Source organism: Microcoleus sp. B6-A1, from assembly GCF_036705085.1.
Classification (GTDB): domain Bacteria; phylum Cyanobacteriota; class Cyanobacteriia; order Cyanobacteriales; family Microcoleaceae; genus Microcoleus.
In genome coordinates this window covers 1-16,593 of the sequence record NZ_JAUBTU010000131.1, presented here as the reverse complement: position 1 = coordinate 16,593, position 16,593 = coordinate 1, and the positions used below count along the sequence as shown (strand labels likewise).

The window sequence follows — 16,593 nt, the reverse complement described above, 5'->3', positions numbered from 1 at the left end:
CCGGGGGGGGTCAATTCTCCCCCCCTTAGCAAGGGGGGGCCGGGGGGGGTTAAATCCCCAATTGCAATCGCCGGAATGGACAGCAGCGACGGTTTAGCTGATGCGATTATTCAAATTTGTCGGGCTAGCGGTGTTGGCGCAAAAGTCGATCGCACAAAAATACCAATTCCCGATATTTTCAGCGAAATAGTATCAACCGAAAAAGCTTTAGATTGGGCATTATACGGCGGCGAAGACTTCGAGTTAGTGCTGTTTTTGCCAATAACAAGCGCTCACTTATTGGTAGAAAAAATAGGAAATGGAGCCTCGATTGTGGGAATCACTACCGAGAGCACCGATATCTGGTTAACTGATAGCAGCGGTATTTATTCTGATATTGTATTAAAGCTCGATCGAGGATTTCAACACTTTTGAATTATCTCGCTTGTCCGCATAGGTGGACTTGGTTTGTGTAGAGGCGGTTTCAACCGCCTGGTTTTTGCCGTTACACATTTTCCGCCCGCGAACCGTTGACTCTTTTATTGTAGGCAGTAGCCAGATTATTTTGGGTTTGCGTCCATTGTTCACTACCGGGTTCGCGATTATTTAAAACTATTTGATAACCAGTAATCGCAATTTCAATATTATTCGCTCTATTTCCACTGGGAAAATCACTAATATGAATACTCAAATTTTCAATAAGACCGATAATTGAGCTAATTGTTTCTGAGTTTTCCCCAGTAATTAACTTCTGCGCCACTTGCTGTAAAGTCTCTGCAAAAGTGGCATTAAGGAGATGTTGTCGCTCTTCCAGCATGGGGTAAATTACTGCTATATCCCCGTTGCTATCTTGTTCTGCTTGCAATAATTCTAGGAAAAAATTTGCATACTCTTGGAATTTTTCACTATTCGAGTTATTGCTATCTCCGTCATCGTTCATATCGATGAGTTGCGCTAGGTAACTAGCTAGATGTCGAAGGAATTTAGCGCCATTTTCCCCTCCTTGTTCTGCTAAGGTTGATGCTACTAACTCGCAAGTTTCCAGAAATCCGCGATCGAGTAATTCTGAGTTATCCTGTAATATTTGCGGTTCGTCTCCTTTGGGGGCATTCAGCAGAGTGTGAATTAATTGCAAATAGGCTTGGGCGCGGGTTTCGTCCATTGTGGGGAGTTGTGAATAACACCGGGATTTATTTTACCATGATTTTACGATATTTTGTAGGGGGGTTCGCCAATTATATATAACAATTAGCAACCATCTATATAAGCCCTGCCACCACCTATAACCCACGTCAACCTAAAATTTGCCTCGCATCGCCAAAATGTAAATGATGATTGTTGGTTGGGTGGGGGCGGGTTTTTGAGATTGTTGATTTCAGACAATTATGGTTGGTGAACCCGCCCCTACAGGATGTATGAAAGATTATTTTGATTGTGCGCGGGTGGCCAGAAACCGGGTTTTTGGGAGATACTTCATTACAGTCGATAAAAATCGTAAACACCCGGTTAATTTGGAATTTTAACCGCAGATTTTCATGCTAACGTCTAGATAATGCTACCTTGGGCATTAATCTATCCAAAATTTGCTCGATCGCAATTACTGTCCAATCAATATCCGCTTCTGTGGTTTCCCGTCCCAAACTCAAGCGAATGCCGCCAACAGCCATAGTTTTACTATATCCCATTGCCAATAATATCGGACTCGGAGTTAGTTTGCCGCTGTTACAAGCAGAACCAGAACTAATGCCAATTCCGGCTAAGTTTAGCTGTCGCACTAAAGTCTTGCCTGTCACTTTCCCTGTGTCGCCGTCGGGAGAAACAATGCAAAAACTGACGTGGTGCGGCAGACGATAATATCGATCGCCAGTTGGTACTAAACTAGGTACGTGGGATAATCGGTCAAAAAGCCGATCGCGCAATGCAATTAACCTCGGCGTTTCCACATCTATTTCCTGCAATGCTAACTCCGCCGCCACCCCAAAACCGACGATTGCCGGCAGCGCTTGTGTCCCCGAACGCAGTTTCAATTCTTGGCCACCACCGCCCAACATTGGCACTAATTCTACTCCCGGACGCACGTAAAGCGCCCCTGCACCTTGTGGCCCGTAAAGTTTGTGACTGGAAACCGAAAGCAAGTCTACGGGAAGTTTCTGCACGTCAACTTGCAGCTTGCCGGCAACTTGAACTGCATCGGTATGAAACATGATATTGCGATCGCGCGCAATTTGTCCTAATGCCTCAATTGGTTGCAGCGTGCCAACTTCGCTTTGTCCGTAAATGATCGAAATTAACACTGTATTCGATCGCAGCGACTCTTGCAAATCCAAAGGGTGAATGCGCCCGAATTTATCCACCGGTAGCCGCGTCACTTCCCATCCCAACTGTTCGAGTTGTCGCGCCGGTTCTGCTACTGCGGAGTGCTCTACGCTGGAGATAATAATATGCTGCGGCTTTGTATAAAGACGGGCAATTCCCATTATTGCCAAATTGTCCGCTTCAGTGCCGCCGGAAGTAAAAATCATCGATTCCGGTAGCGCGTTAATCAAGCTAGCAACCTGCATTCTTGCTAATTCTAAAGCTGTGGCAGCCCTTTGTCCCCACTCGTGCAAACTGGAAGGATTTCCCCACTGCTGAGTCAGGGCTTTTTGCATGGCTTGAATCGCTTCTGGGCGTGCGGGTGTTGTGGCGCTATAGTCGAGGTAAATTTGCATGATTTTAAATAACTAATGACTAAGGACTAAGGACTAATGACTAATGACTAATGACTAATGACTGATAACTAACTTCCTGGTTTGCAGACGTTGTAGTCTTCGTGCGACAAAACTTTTTGGGGAGTTAAGAAAGTGCCGCAATCTTCACAAAGCATTCTGTAGTTGCGAGTTACAGGAATACTGATTATTAAACGGTTGTGACGCAGGCGTTTGCCGCCGAAATCTCTGTAATTCTTATTTTCGCCCAAAGCTGCTATAATTGCCCGGGCTTTAGTGACTACGTGGTCGGGCAGACCTCTGAGATCGATGATATCTCTAGCAAATGATGCTTCCCTCTCTTGTTTTTTGGTTTGTTTTTGTGTCAGCACTTCAACGTACTGCTGCTGCGCCACCAACTCTTGCGTGCAGCGATGGCACGCTTTACCATATCCTTTGTGACCGCACGGAAAAATTCTTTTTCTTTTAGCCATAAAGCAGCGGTATCGGGTTTGACCCACGCCCCTGAATGCTGCTACCCTACCAGTGATGCTTCCGGCATCGAGGCAGTTCTACAAGACGTAAAATCTATTCCCTTGCATAAATTGAATAGGTTGTAACTTTACTTGATCCAATAGCTTTGAACTCTGGGAAGGCTAATAACCTCTATATTTTTTAAAATTTTGTGACTGTATTGTATTATCATTTACTCGGTTTCTGTTGTGCTGGGCTGGTGGCGCTCAATCTGGCGGGCTGCGGACAAACAAAGCAAGACGTGCAGAATTTACCTCTCAGTCTGGCTCCATTGCCTCAAGACCCCTTGTTGCAAGTATACTTCAATCAGTCGATCGCTTCGAGTTATACAGAGCCTTACCGCCAGCAAACTAGACCTGGAGATGATTTAGAAAACTCGATCGCAGTGGCGATCGCTAGTGCTGGATCGACGGTAGATGTTGCGGTTCAGGAGTTTCGCTTGCCCGGTATTGCGAGGGTTTTGGCCGATCGACAGCGATCGGGAATTAAAGTGAGATTAATTGTCGAACATATGTATAGTCGCCCTTGGAGCGATTTTACAGCCCAGGAGTTGGCGAAATTACCGGAAAGAGAGCGCGATCGTTATAGCGAATTTGTGCAACTTGCCGATCGCAATAAAGACGGTAAATTAAGCGCCGAGGAAATCAAGCAAAATGATGCTTTGGTAATTGTCAAAGATGCGGGTATTCCTGTAATTGACGATACTGCTGACGGCAGTAAAGGCAGCGGTTTGATGCACCACAAATTTGTGGTAATTGATGGCAAAACCGTAATCGTCACTTCTGCTAATTTTACCACAAGCGATATACATGGCGATTTCAAGACAGCCGCAAGTCGCGGCAATGCGAACAATTTGCTGAAAATTGAAAATGCTCAATTAGCGCAACTGTTTACTCAAGAATTTAACATCATGTGGGGCGACGGGCCCAAAGGCAAACCGGACAGCAAGTTTGGCATCAAAAAGCCGTTTCGTCAAGTACAAAAAGTAAGAGTAGGGAATTCGACAGTTGCAGTGCAATTTTCACCGACTTCCCAGACTTTGCCTTGGGAAAAAAGCGTTAACAGTTTGATAAATGGAAATTTGGGTAGTGCGAAAAAGTCGGTTGATTTGGCATTGTTTGTATTTTCGGCTCAGCGGTTGTCAAATACTTTGGAAATGGAAGCTAGCCGGGGAGTTGCGGTGCGCGCTTTAATTGACTCTAATTTTATTTATCGCTCTTATAGTGAAGGGTTGGATATGATGGGGGCGACTTTGATGCAGGATTGCGGGTTAGAAACTGACAATCGCCCTTGGAGAAAGCCGCTGACTACGGTGGGAGTGCCGCTGTTACCAATGGGCGATCGCCTGCACCACAAATTCGGCGTTGTGGACGGCAAAACGGTGCTTACAGGTTCTCACAACTGGAGTGAGGCGGCAAATCACGGGAATGACGAGACGCTGCTGGCGATCGAGAGTCCCACAGTTGCGGCCCATTTTGAGCGGGAGTTCGATCGGCTTTACAAAGGTGCAACCTTGGGAATTCCCGCCCGCATCAAACAGAGAATTGATGCTAAGAAAAAAGAGTGCGATTCACTACAAGCAGCATCAAAATCTGCGAGTGCTAAACCTCAAATTGCTGCGGGAAAAAAGTTAGTTAATTTGAATGCCGCGACTCAGGAAGAATTAGAAACTTTGCCAGGGGTTGGCCCGAAGTTAGCCGAGAGAATTATTGCAGCGCGGCAACAGCAACCTTTTACCTCTTTGGACGACGTGGCGCGGGTACAGGGAGTTGGGGACAAGATTTTAGAGAGATGGCGCGATCAAGTAACTTGGTAGTTAAGTTCCTACTCCTCACATTTTGCACCATTCTCGCTTAACAGGCTTTTCGGCCTGTTCCACAAGAAAATTCACTCTTTGTGGAACGGGCCGGAGAGCCCGTTCATAAAAGGCTTATTGACAATAGTGCAACATCTCAGTAATGAGGGCTTCATTCCTGACTCTAAAAAGTTCACAGTCATAACTTCCGCCCTTCCTTTGGAAACTCAGCATCAAAGACTCAAGTTCTCACTATAAACCTATTCGATATACTTTGACAACACCTCACCTCTCAAGTTAAAATAACGCCTAAACAAAATGCTATCTATTCACCTGAGAGGTAGAGAGAGATGGAACAGGCCAGATTTGTTACGGGGAGGCCACAAATCAAATTTCTAGCTATTTTTCTGGGGGCAATTTTTTTGACGCTAGCAGCTTTCACAGTTAGCGCCCAGCAGAGTAGCGAAGCACAATTTAGGGTCAAAAACGAAAACGCTTTTAATATTAATTTAATTCAATTTAAGCGCACTGAATATGTAGGGCCGTGTGCCGGTACTGTCTTCTCCCCTGATTCGCAAAGCGCTCGATTTGTCTCCAGCAAAACTCCTCCCGGCCCTAACAGAAGGGTAATGATTAAAAATGTGACTGATGGCATGGAAACTAACCCCTATCCTTACACAGACCGAGGTTACAATAAAGGTGAGTTCTCCGAGGATTTTGGATTTAAGTTGGGTAACAGTCACAAAACAAGAACTTTTTCGGTTTTAGAGGGAGAAAATAAGTTTCTCTATGAAATTAAAGAAAATGACCAAGTTATAGAACAGGGTTCGCTGACGGCTGAAGTTTCTATACAAAACTTAGGTACTTTTCCCCGTCAGCAAATTTGTCAAGATCAGGTAGAATGTCGGGATACTTCTGATTGTCGCGACCGTAAAGGCAGAAAAAGAAGTTGCAGACGAGAGTGTTTTCCTGTTCAACAGTGTCGCTGTCCGTAATTACTTTCTCTCCTAAAATTATTTTCTTAATTAACGGCAGAAGACAAAGAGGAATAACCAACCAGAAACAAGATAAGTTATTACTCGTTACCAGGCTCTGCCTGGTAACGCAGATCCGGAGGCTCTGCCTCCAATTTTCCTGAAAAAAAACGAGGCAGAGCCTCGCTTACATCGGTTCCCAGGCACAGCCTAGGAACCAGTTAAGAAAATTGAGTTTTTGTGGAACAGGCATCTTGCCTGTCCCACGAGAAATCAAGTAATCGGGTGAAAGTAAAATGCGGCTCCTAAAACGGTGTATGTTGCTAAAAGCAGCACTCCTTCGAGCCAATTCGATCGCCCGTCAAGACTAATTAGATTAGCAATTGTCACGGCAATGGCAACTGCAACTACTTCAAACGGATTGAAGTTTAAATCCATCGGCTGATGAATTATTAATCCGATAATTACTAACACCGGCGCTACCAGCAAAGCAACTAGCAAACTCGAACCCATTGCGACAGAAACTGACAAATCCATATTGTTTTTCATGGCAACTCCCACCGCAGTTACATACTCGGCCGCGCCGCCAACAATCGGCAACAGAATTACCCCTGTAAACAGTGGCGTCAATCCCAATCCTTTGGTAGTTTCTTCGACAACACCCACGAAAATTTCTGATTCAAAAGCAACGGCAACAGTTGAGGCAACTAGCACTCCTATCCACAGCCACAAATTCGGTTTGTGCGTAGTAGATTCCTCTTTGGTATTTTGAGAATTTTCTGACTCTAGTTCTAGTAAGCCGACTTCGTAAAGATAGCTGTGAGTTTTTAAGGAAAATAGCAGAGTTAGAGCGTAAACTGCAATTAGGACGATCGCAGTTATTAAGGAAAGATTCTGAATGGCTGCGGGTTCGACTCCATTGGAGGTGTAAATTACCATTGTCGGCAGCAGGATGGCAATCACTGCTAGAGTCATTGTGGAACCGTTCACCCGCGCGATTATTGGCTTAAATTCCTGTTCTTTGTAGCGGATTCCTCCTAACAGCATGGAAAATCCCATTACTAAGAGCAAGTTGCTGATAATTGTACCGGTTATGCTGGCTTTCACAATGTCAATTAAGCCAGCTTTCAGGGCAACTATGGCAATAATTAATTCCGTAGCATTGCCAAAGACTGCATTTAATAAGCCGCCTATGGAGGGGCCTGTAACGATCGCCACTTCTTCTGTTGCTGTGCTCAACCAAATCGCCAGAGGTATAATGCCTAAAGCGGATGTGATGAAAACTGCGAGGGAGCCCCAGTGCAAATACTCAGCGGCGATGGAAATGGGGATAAAAATTAACAGAGCTATGGAAAGAATCTTTTTGATTGACATAGGAACTCGGATGGTGTAAGGAAGGGTGAGGTCGAGTTGTCGGGGCGATCGCAAAGTTGATTTTACACTATTCAACTATTCTCTGACAATTCTGCTGGCGAGTGCGATCGATAAATTGGGAATATTTAACCGCAAATGCACCCAGATCGAGGCAGATTGAATATAATAGAATTATATCGACATCGGTGAAAAGATATGTCTCAATCTGTAGTGCCAGTTGTTGAATCAAAGCAAATTGATACTTCACCCACCTTGACCTTTGAAGAATACCGATTTTATCAAACTGATTCCGATCTACAATATGAACTGTACAAAGGCAAATTAATTCCGATGCCAACCGCAACAGTTTTACATATCAAAATTTGCGAATACTTAGTTTACAAATTGCAGCGTTACCTAGCTGAACACAATCTTGACTTAGTAGCAAAAACAGGTCTGGGAGTAAGAACAGAAGAAGATACCTCTCGGATTCCTGATGTAGTTGTTTGCACTCAAAGTCTTTTGGAACAAGCTGCTGCTAGACCAGGTTCTGGTATCCTCGATTTTGAGGAAAAGCCCCTGTTAGTCATAGAAGTAGTGAGTCAAAATCGGCGCGCCGATTATGTGATTAAACGAGCTGAGTACGAACTAGCTAACGTACCTGAATATGTAATTGTTGACCCTACACCTAACAAAGAACTGGTGCGAGTTTTAGCTTTTCCTGAAGGTGAAGACATCTATACACAAACCGATTTTGTGCCGGGGCAACAAATGGTATCTGTAGTATTTCCCAATCTGACATTATCAGTGAATGAAATACTGTCTCCGCCATTAGTTGAAGGGTTGATTAAAGCAGAACAAGCTCGGTTCCAGGAACTTGAGCAGCAAGCTGCGGTGGAGCGCCAACGGGCTGATGAGCAGGGCCAACGGGCGGAAAGATTGGCGGCCAGGTTGCGAGAATTAGGAGTAGATGCCGATCGCATTTAGGAGCTTTCTGTCTGGAGCATCTCAATGAAAGCAGCCAATCTAGAAATTGGAAGGAGCCAGGAGTCAGGAGTCAGGAAGAAAGAGGAAGAAGGAAGCAGGAAGAAGAAGTGTTTTTACAAATATGAGATGCTCCCTTTCTGTCAGATCCCCGAATTCTTAAAAAAGTCGGAGATCAGGGTATTCTGTTGTTTGAGGTGGGCTTGGTACTGTGCAACTATTCAACCCAACGCACCCGCACAAAATGAGCTTCGCGTCCCCAGAAGTCGTGACTTACAGTAATATCAACAACACTCAAATTAAACGGAATAGCAGTTGTGACGTACCGCTGAGCTAGAGATCCTACATCTGGAGCTAATTGAGCCGCCGCCGCCGCCGCTGCACCCAAACCTAAAAGTTGCAGAATGGGCCCGCGAGGCAGGGCTAAATTAATGCCAACAGCAAGTCCAGCAGTCAGCAGCATTGCCACCGACAAATTCGTGCCACAGCGGGGATGTACAGCTAAATCCCACTCTCCGCTGGCAATCCGCTGCAAAGCCTCGCGCACTGCCTGACGCAACTGTGCAATGTTAACGTGACCATAAAGATAAAACCCTTGGTCTGTGGACATTCCGCCCAATAACTCATTATCGGTTCTTGCTGTCGTCGCACCAAACGATTGACTTAGTACCCAAACAGTAGCGTGTTCCAAAGCATGAACTTGTCGCAAAGTCAAAACTTCCTTCAAACCGGGCACAAAATTGAGTTGTCGCAACAAATCAGCATCTTGAGTCCGCTGCGGGGCAAAGTCGAAGGGAAACTGGCCGGTGCGGCTGGAAGCAGAAGCAGTAGTTGTCATATCAAAACGCCTCCATTAACTCCATTAAGTGGATATTTAAGATTAGCAATTCGGTTGAGAAAAAGCCGATCATACATTATCAATAGTTTTGACTTTAAAACCTAGCAAGGGCAGGTTTTGTGCAAAAAATATTAGCCCTCAACCTGCCCTTACTAATAGTTCGCACTTATTCCCAGTTTATCGTTCGAGCCGCTGGCCGTCGCGGAACACTCCCGGAAACCGCCGGCCACTGGTATCGATAATTGTGCCTTTGCCGTGAGGCAATCCCTTGCGGAACTCTCCCTGATAGCGGATACCGTTAGAAAACGCGCAGCTACCCCTAGCATCAAGTTCTTCATTAAAGAACTGTCCCGAACACCGGGTACCGTCCGCGCGGGTGAAGACTCCCGCACCTAAAGGCTTGCCCCCTAAAAATTGACCGACAAAGCGATCGCCGTTAGCAAAAATGAATTGCCCCTGTCCAGTCGGCGTACCCACTTTCCAATCCAGAGAAAACGGCCCTATATAGCGATCGCCATTAGTAAAAATAGCTGTCCCGGAACTCACTTTGCCATCTCGGAATATGCCCTCGACGCGGGCGTCGTCGTTAAATATAAATTGTCCTCGACCGTTTGGCTGACCGAGACGGAACTGCCCCTCATAGCGATCGCCGTTGGCATATACGTATACCCCCGTGCCACTGGGCAAACCGTTAACGAACTGTCCGATGTAGCTATCGCCATCGTCGTAATCGCACCTAACTCTACCTGTAGGGATAGCTGGCACGCAGCGACCAGTTTTAGCTCCTGTTCCTTGCGCCATTGATGGCAAGGGATAAGTCGCGTAACTACCAATTCCCAACACTGATGTAACTAATAGAGCGATTCCACTGGTTTTAAAACGGGAAATCATTAACAAAGTCTCTCCTATACGCTTCTGGATATTATTTTCCTTCGTCATTTGTCTTTTGTCCGATTTCTTGTCAACAGTGGCCTGAAAAACTGAATTTATCCTTTAGGAAACTCCGGGTTTGCCGTTGCGAAATACCCCCGGAAAGCGCCTGCCGCTAGCATCGATCATCGTCCCGACACCGTGAGGCAGTCCCTTTCGCAATTCTCCTTCATAGCGCGTACCGTTGGGGAAAGTGCAGGTGACACTAGCATCTAGTTCTTGATTAAAAAATCTGCCGGAACAGCGAGTGCCGTCTTTGCGTACTAATACCCCTGGGCCAAAGGGCGAACCTGCAAAGAATTGTCCTTCGTAGCGATCGCCATTCTCGTAAAAAAATTGACCCCGCCCTGCTGGTTGGCTGCTAATAACATCAGTCTGAACGTTCCTGACGACTGCGAACTCTCCGACGTAGCGCTCGCCGTTGGGAAAAACCACCGTCCCAGACCTCATCGTGCCGTCTTGGAACACGCCTGTGTAGCGGGCATCATCTTTAAAAATGAAAGTCCCTCTACCATCCGGCACTCCATTCCGAAATTGTCCTTCGTAGCGATCGCCATTAGCGTACACGTAGACTCCACTGCCATCGGGGAGGCCGTTGACGAAATTTCCCTCGTAGTTATCGCCTCCCTCGTAATTGCATTTCACTCTTCCCGTAGGAAGGCTGCCTTGGCAGAAGGGAGAGCGTTTTTCTTCATCTGGTTTTTTTGGATCAGGTGTTGGCTGAGCCATTAATGGCTGGGGATTCAAGAGATTAGTGGCGCTGCCGATACAAGAAGCAACTAATATCACCATCCCTAATTTTTGAATTGAACCGAGCATGAGAAATCTCCTTTGACTTCCATTACTAATAGGGATTTTATAGAAGCTAAGACTCGCTGAAAAGTCTTCTATTTTTTAATCCCTAATGTTTCTTCCCAGAAGCGACTAACTCACTCTATATTAATTTTACCTTCAGATTCGAGATCAGCCATAAACGCTAAGGGCAAAAATTAGAGTTTTTGCCCTTAGCATTTTTCATGCTTTAATGTCAATTTTCAGCGCCGCGTTGAGCTATTCGGATTTGGCCGACGGCTAATAACTGTATTGGCGGGTTGTTGGCGAGTGGCGGGTTTTTCGCCAACACCTTTGGCTACCTCAACGCCGTTTTCCTCTAGAATCACGACTGGATCGGCTCCGGGCTTGATATCCACCCGCTTCACCAAAACTTGCCCGTTAGACAACCGCTGGCCGACTTTGACATATCGGCTGGTTGGTTCATTCGGTACTTTGACAATCACTTGCGTCTCGTTCCCGACTTTTACCACGCCACTGACTTCAGTGCCTGTAGCGAGGTCAGTAGAAGGCGGTGGCGGCGGTGGCGCAACTGTTGGTATCTGCGGAGGAGGTGGGGGATTGGGGTCTCTCCACTGGGGCGGGCGCTTGTCTACTGGCAGTTCCGGCAGATCCGGTACTCCTATGGGTCTAGCTGCAATTGGCTGGGGCGGGCGCGGGGGTGCTGGACGGCGCGGATTCCTACCGGTAGTTGGTGTTGAAATTGGGCGGCTGCCCACTTGAGGCGTATTCAGCCCCGGAACTTGGCGCGGTAAGCCAATTTGTGCTCCATCGCCTCCCGGCAGGCCTGGCTGTCCGGGGCGACTGCCCAATTGAGGCGTATTCAGCCCCGGAACTTGGCGCGGCGAGCCTATTTGCGCGCCTTCGCCTCCGGGAAAACCCGGCTGTCCGGGGCGACTGCCCAATTGAGGCGCATTGAGTCCCGGAACTTGGCGCGGGGAGCCAACTTGCGCGCCTTCGCCTCCCGGCAGAGAAGGATCTCCGGGGCCCGCTGCTATGAACGGAGCTCCCGCTGGGCGACGCCCTACTGGCGGGGGGTTTAGCCCAGGCACTTCTGGCAACGAAGCTAATTGCCGACCCAGGGCCGTCTCGCCTGGTGGCTGACGATTTGTCGGGCTTGCCGATAGAACTGGCAGAAGAGGCGCTTTTGCGATAGTTCGCGCCTCATAGTCTTGATCGCGGAGGGCTGCATCAAGTCTGTTCTTGCCCTGCCGCCAAACTGCTTGCAGCAAATTTGCTCGCGTCACACAGGAAAGTTCCCCCCTTCTTACTGTCGGCGGTCGATATACCTCAATTGCCTCGGCAATTTCGGGAACGATGGAACACCGGAGAGCATCAGCAGGCGATTGATCTCCGTAAAGATCCCACAAGTTTGAGGCTGTCACATATTCACCCAGGGCCTTTTCTATTCTTCTGAAGAATGGTCGGTTAGTTAGTAGTAACTCTCGTCTGGTAACACCAAAATTCCTTCCTGGTACTCCGTAAATAGTCTCGACTAATTTACGCACATCAGTACCGTACTCAGAGTTTTGTGTGGTGTCATCGAGCAAAGCCTGAAGCGTCCTAAATTCGCTGACAACGCCTCTTGCTGTGGGGCTGAGATTGATTTGGGGAGCGGCAGGGCCTCTGAGCTTAGTTCCTCCAATTTGGACTGGGCGGGATAGTTCTGGCAGTTTAGGTATCATGGCCACCTGTCGCTGCGGCAGTTTGGGCAAGGGATTGGCTGTCATCGGCCCTGCTGGGACTCCGCCCGGGACATCGCCAACTCCGGGAGGGTTTTGAACTGTGATCGGTGGCAGCGGCCCAAAGGGGTCTAGCTGAGAAGGATTGGCTGTCACAGGGCCTTGTGGCACCGGCTCAAGGGGAAGCGTTGGATTCCTGTTTTTGTTGTCGCCGATTCCTGTTTGAGCCTGTCTTGCTCGTTCGTCTGGGTTGGTCGATCGAATTAACCCTGGAGGTTGGGCGGCTACTATTGGAGACGGGAAAGTCTGAGTTGCTGGGGTGGGGCTGGCAGAGGCTGTCGGAGATGGAGAGGCTGCACTAGGGCTGGGGCTGGGGCTGGCTGTGTTGCTGGCCTCGTCGCCACCGCATCCTCCGATCGAGAAAGCTAGTAGTCCTATAGTTGCAAAATATAAAAGTTTGTGCATTGCCGATCGCCCCTAAATGCTTAATTTCAAGATATCCAACAAGGCTCTGCAATTACAGCCTGTTGCCGTTTATCAGTTTATCTGTGTTCGATGTTATGCGATCGCTTGAAAATTGCCAAGTTTTCCTGATGATCTGATCGGGCGATCGGGCGATTGGTTTTTGGGAGCGGGTTAGGATATCAGTGGCGGTCGTTGTTCGACATCATTGAATCAATTAAGGTATTTAGATCATGGCAAAAGTGATTCTCAAGCGGATTTGGCGATCGGGCTTGGTTTGTGCGAGCGTTGTGGTTGGTCTGGGATCTGTGGGGGGTGGCGAGGTGCATTCTCATTCACATCAGCCAGAAACTCAGGTGATGACATTGGTGCCCGATGTTAGTTCCCAGCAGCACGCGCGGCGGAGCTATCCCGTTCCCCGTAGGGGTTCCCGAAGGGTAGGGAATCGCACTATAACGGGATCGGGATTCACAACTGGCAAATTGTACTCTCAGTTTTGGAACCCGTCAAATCGTGGTGCCAAACCCCCAGCAAATCAACCGGCTAAGCCACCGGGGAATCCACAGGTATTTCAAGCTAAAATCAAGCGTCGCGCTGGTGGGACGCCGGTGATTGATGTGGTATTTAACGGCAACAAGACTTTTGAAATGATTCTCGATACCGGGGCGAGTGGCACTTTGATTTCTCAGCGGATGGCTACTGCACTGGGAGTGAGGCCGGTGCGTACAATCAGAGCGGGGATCGCTGACGGTAGCGTTGTCGAGTTCCCGATCGGTCTAGTGCGATCGATTCGGGTTGGCGGTGCTGTGAGCCAAAATGTCGAAGTGGCGATCGCCAAACAAATGCCAATAGGTCTGCTCGGTCACGATTTCTTTGGCAATTACGATGTCAAAATTAAAAAAGATGTTGTAGAATTTTATGTCCGCTGAAAGTGAGCCGATTCGGAAACGGATTTTTGCTCAACTCGTTTAAAGTTATTCGCAGCCCAGTCAAAGCTGTTTAATCTCTTCCTTGAGGCAGTAGTAAAAGTGCGCCATCTGTGGTATTCTTCTTAGTGTTTCAATAGCAACCTACCGTTGAACAATTGGTGAAAATGCGGCGGCAAAAGCAGGGTCGCTGTTGGTGAGATCGGTAACTGTCTCCGACTGTGCATTTACAGTACAGGGCAAGGCAATCAATTAAACAATTCCCAAAGCAGGTCGAAATTAGTTCCCACAATGCTGTGGCTAAGGGAAATTTGGTGGGCTGTGTTCAGCCGGAGCCTAGAAAATATGTAAACTGATGAGCGGAAGATGTTCCGCAAAATCGGAAATCATGACGATCGAGAAATTAATTATTGTAAATAAGGTATTCACATGGCACAAGCGTCTGTATCTCCTGTAGTGCTGATTATTCTAGACGGCTGGGGTTATCGTGAAGAACAAGACGGAAATGCGATCGCCGCTGCGAAAACACCCGTGATGGACAGTCTCTGGGCCGCTTATCCCAGAACTCTGATTAAAACATCGGGCCGGGCGGTAGGGCTGCCAGACGGGCAAATGGGTAACTCAGAGGTTGGTCACTTGAATCTGGGCGCGGGCCGCGTGGTTCCTCAAGAGTTGGTGCGGATCTCGGATGCCGTGGAAGATGGTTCTTTGCTGGACAACCGCGCGCTGGTTGGGCTTTGCGAGAAAGTCCGGGCCACGGGCGGCAAGTTGCACCTGACTGGTCTTTGTTCTGAAGGTGGGGTTCATTCCCATCTCAGTCATATTAAGGGTTTGCTGCAATTAGCAAAGGCACAGGGAATTTCTGAGGTTTGCATTCACGCGATTACAGACGGCCGTGATACAACTCCGAAAGAGGGTGTCGAAGCTCTAGGCAAGATTGAAAGTTATATCGCAGAGGTAGGGGTCGGTCGGATTGCGACCATCAGCGGCCGCTACTACGCTATGGACAGGGACAAGCGCTGGGATCGGGTGCAGCGCGCTTACGAGGTGATGACGACTGAGGGCGCGCCTGACGGTCGATCGGCTGTTGATGTGTTGCAGGCCTCCTATTCTGAAGGAGTGACCGACGAGTTTGCAGTTCCGACTCGAATTGCGCGGGGAGCCGTGGCATCCGGGGATGGGCTAATTTTCTTCAATTTTCGCCCGGACAGGGCTAGAGAATTGACTCAGGCTTTTGTATCTCCCGATTTTAAGGGGTTTGAACGGCAGTTAATTGAGCCGCTGACGTTTGCGAGTTTTACTCAGTACGACCCGAAGTTGTCCTCGGTAATGGTGGCTTTTGAACCGCAGAATTTGAACAATATTCTGGGCGAGGTGATTTCTAAGCACGGTTTGCAGCAGTTGCGGACGGCGGAAACTGAAAAGTACGCTCATGTGACTTATTTTTTTAATGGGGGTCTGGAAGAGCCTTTTATCGGGGAACACCGGGAGTTGGTGCAGAGTCCGATGGTGGGGACTTACGATGAGGCACCCCAGATGTCGGCGGAGTTGGTGACGGATGGGGTGGTGACGGCTTTGGAAAGAGGCATCTATTCGTTTATGGTGATTAACTACGCTAACCCGGATATGGTTGGTCATACGGGGATGATGGATGCGACGATAGTTGCGATCGAAACTGTGGATAAATGTTTGGGGCGGCTGTTGAGCGCTATTAGTAAAGCTGGAGGTACGGCAATTATTATTGCTGACCACGGAAATGCTGAGCAGATGTTTGACGAGGACGGGAATCCCTGGACGGCTCACACTACTAACCCGGTGCCGTTTATTCTGGTAGAAGGTGAAGGTCGGAAGATTCCGGGTCACGGAACGGATGTTCCTCTGAGGGCGGATGGTTGTTTGGCGGATATTGCGCCGACGATTCTGGAGCTGTTGAGGTTGCCTCAGCCCCCGGAGATGACGGGACGCTCTATGATACGATCGGCTGAGTTTGAAGTTCGTGCCAATCGCACTCCGGTGCGAGTCCGATTGTAGTAGGGCTCGGTGAAATCTCGCTAAAGGTGGGGACACGGCGCCGTGTCCCTAACCGAGTTTGTGTGCGATCGACTGAATTTGATATGATAATAAATTACCGATTACTAATTACCCATTACCCCACATTATGAATATTGTTTCTGTGTTACAAGTTATCTGGTCTTTGTCTGCTTTAGGACTGGTGATTTTTGTGTTGCTGCACAGTCCTAAAGGCGATGGTATTGGAGGGATTGGCGGACAAGCTCAATTGTTTACCAGCGCCAAGAGTGCAGAAACAAGTCTGAACCGGATTACTTGGGGTCTGTCTATTGTTTTTATGGGTTTGACTGTGATTTTGAGTGCTGGTTGGTTGGCGCCTAAGTTATAAGATTTGGATTTTTAACCACATTAGTTCACGGGCGAGACGCCCGTGCCACATGAGTTCACGGGCGAGACGCCCGTGCCACATTAGCTCACGGGCGAGACGCCCGTGCCACATTAGCTCACGGGCGAGACGCCCGTGCCACATAATTGACACTCCCTAGCCTAAAGGCGTAGGGATTCTTAATTCATCGACTGACCTTTAAGCGCTATGTCCTTTCGGCAAT

16 protein-coding genes are annotated in these 16,593 nt (G+C 48.1%); 7 read left to right on the top strand and 9 right to left on the bottom strand.

What is annotated here, in order from left to right; translation table 11 throughout:
• A partial coding sequence (locus tag QUB11_RS29310; protein ID WP_445300867.1) for a thiamine-phosphate kinase occupies window positions 1-414 on the top strand: 414 nt, incomplete at its 5' end.
• A 70-nt stretch (window positions 415-484) separates the two neighbouring features.
• Here the strand turns inward: QUB11_RS29310 and QUB11_RS29305 are convergent.
• The 3 genes from QUB11_RS29305 to QUB11_RS29295 form a co-directional block, all read right to left on the bottom strand.
• Complete coding sequence (locus tag QUB11_RS29305; RefSeq protein WP_333200283.1) at window positions 485-1,141, bottom strand: hypothetical protein; 657 nt, start codon at window positions 1,139-1,141, stop codon at window positions 485-487.
• 376 nt (window positions 1,142-1,517) lie between these two features.
• A complete protein-coding gene (locus QUB11_RS29300) occupies window positions 1,518-2,690 on the bottom strand; it encodes a cysteine desulfurase family protein (RefSeq protein WP_333200282.1) in 1,173 nt (390 codons plus the stop codon).
• A 68-nt stretch (window positions 2,691-2,758) separates the two neighbouring features.
• On the bottom strand, window positions 2,759-3,160 hold the full coding sequence (locus QUB11_RS29295) for a DUF7682 family zinc-binding protein (RefSeq protein WP_333143337.1): 402 nt from the start codon (window positions 3,158-3,160) through the stop codon (window positions 2,759-2,761).
• A 191-nt stretch (window positions 3,161-3,351) separates the two neighbouring features.
• Between QUB11_RS29295 and QUB11_RS29290 the strand changes: the two genes are divergently transcribed.
• Together QUB11_RS29290 and QUB11_RS29285 are read left to right on the top strand one after the other, a co-directional pair.
• Entirely contained in the window at window positions 3,352-5,016 is a 1,665-nt protein-coding gene (locus QUB11_RS29290; RefSeq protein WP_333392413.1) for a DUF655 domain-containing protein, read from the top strand.
• 329 nt (window positions 5,017-5,345) lie between these two features.
• Window positions 5,346-5,990 (top strand): hypothetical protein, encoded by a 645-nt coding sequence (locus tag QUB11_RS29285; protein WP_333200278.1) that lies wholly within the window; start codon window positions 5,346-5,348, stop codon window positions 5,988-5,990.
• A gap of 252 nt (window positions 5,991-6,242) precedes the next feature.
• On the opposite strand, the gene cax is transcribed toward QUB11_RS29285, so the two are convergent.
• Entirely contained in the window at window positions 6,243-7,343 is a 1,101-nt protein-coding gene (cax, locus tag QUB11_RS29280; RefSeq protein WP_333200289.1) for a calcium/proton exchanger, read from the bottom strand.
• 195 nt (window positions 7,344-7,538) lie between these two features.
• Here cax and QUB11_RS29275 point away from each other — a divergent pair, with 195 nt between their 5' ends.
• Window positions 7,539-8,309 carry a Uma2 family endonuclease gene (locus QUB11_RS29275; RefSeq protein WP_333200276.1) on the top strand — a complete coding sequence of 257 codons (771 nt, stop codon included), beginning with the start codon at window positions 7,539-7,541 and terminating at the stop codon, window positions 8,307-8,309.
• A 214-nt stretch (window positions 8,310-8,523) separates the two neighbouring features.
• Here the strand turns inward: QUB11_RS29275 and QUB11_RS29270 are convergent, their stop codons facing one another.
• The 4 genes from QUB11_RS29270 to QUB11_RS29255 all read right to left on the bottom strand — a co-directional run bounded on the left by QUB11_RS29270 (window position 8,524) and on the right by QUB11_RS29255 (window position 13,052).
• Complete coding sequence (locus QUB11_RS29270; RefSeq protein WP_333200274.1) at window positions 8,524-9,144, bottom strand: DUF6391 domain-containing protein; 621 nt, start codon at window positions 9,142-9,144, stop codon at window positions 8,524-8,526.
• Window positions 9,145-9,321: 177 nt separating this feature from the next.
• On the bottom strand, window positions 9,322-10,035 hold the full coding sequence (locus QUB11_RS29265; RefSeq protein WP_333200287.1) for an MORN motif-containing protein: 714 nt from the start codon (window positions 10,033-10,035) through the stop codon (window positions 9,322-9,324).
• 102 nt (window positions 10,036-10,137) lie between these two features.
• Window positions 10,138-10,893, bottom strand: a complete 756-nt coding sequence (locus tag QUB11_RS29260; RefSeq protein WP_333200272.1) for an MORN motif-containing protein — start codon at window positions 10,891-10,893, stop codon at window positions 10,138-10,140.
• 215 nt (window positions 10,894-11,108) lie between these two features.
• A complete protein-coding gene (locus tag QUB11_RS29255) occupies window positions 11,109-13,052 on the bottom strand; it encodes a hypothetical protein (RefSeq protein ID WP_333200270.1) in 1,944 nt (647 codons plus the stop codon).
• 230 nt (window positions 13,053-13,282) lie between these two features.
• Between QUB11_RS29255 and QUB11_RS29250 the strand changes: the two genes are divergently transcribed.
• From QUB11_RS29250 to secG, 3 genes are all read left to right on the top strand, one after another.
• Window positions 13,283-13,978: a retropepsin-like aspartic protease gene (locus QUB11_RS29250; RefSeq protein ID WP_333200268.1), complete on the top strand. Its 696-nt coding sequence runs from the start codon at window positions 13,283-13,285 to the stop codon at window positions 13,976-13,978.
• Between the two features lie 426 nt (window positions 13,979-14,404).
• Window positions 14,405-16,006: a 2,3-bisphosphoglycerate-independent phosphoglycerate mutase gene (gene gpmI / locus QUB11_RS29245; protein ID WP_333200266.1), complete on the top strand. Its 1,602-nt coding sequence runs from the start codon at window positions 14,405-14,407 to the stop codon at window positions 16,004-16,006.
• Between the two features lie 127 nt (window positions 16,007-16,133).
• Window positions 16,134-16,373 carry a preprotein translocase subunit SecG gene (gene secG / locus QUB11_RS29240; protein ID WP_190659521.1) on the top strand — a complete coding sequence of 80 codons (240 nt, stop codon included), beginning with the start codon at window positions 16,134-16,136 and terminating at the stop codon, window positions 16,371-16,373.
• On the opposite strand, the gene QUB11_RS29235 is transcribed toward secG, so the two are convergent.
• A complete protein-coding gene (locus tag QUB11_RS29235) occupies window positions 16,368-16,514 on the bottom strand; it encodes a hypothetical protein (RefSeq protein ID WP_333392411.1) in 147 nt (48 codons plus the stop codon). The genes secG and QUB11_RS29235 overlap by 6 nt on opposite strands.
• Window positions 16,515-16,593 lie beyond the last annotated feature (79 nt).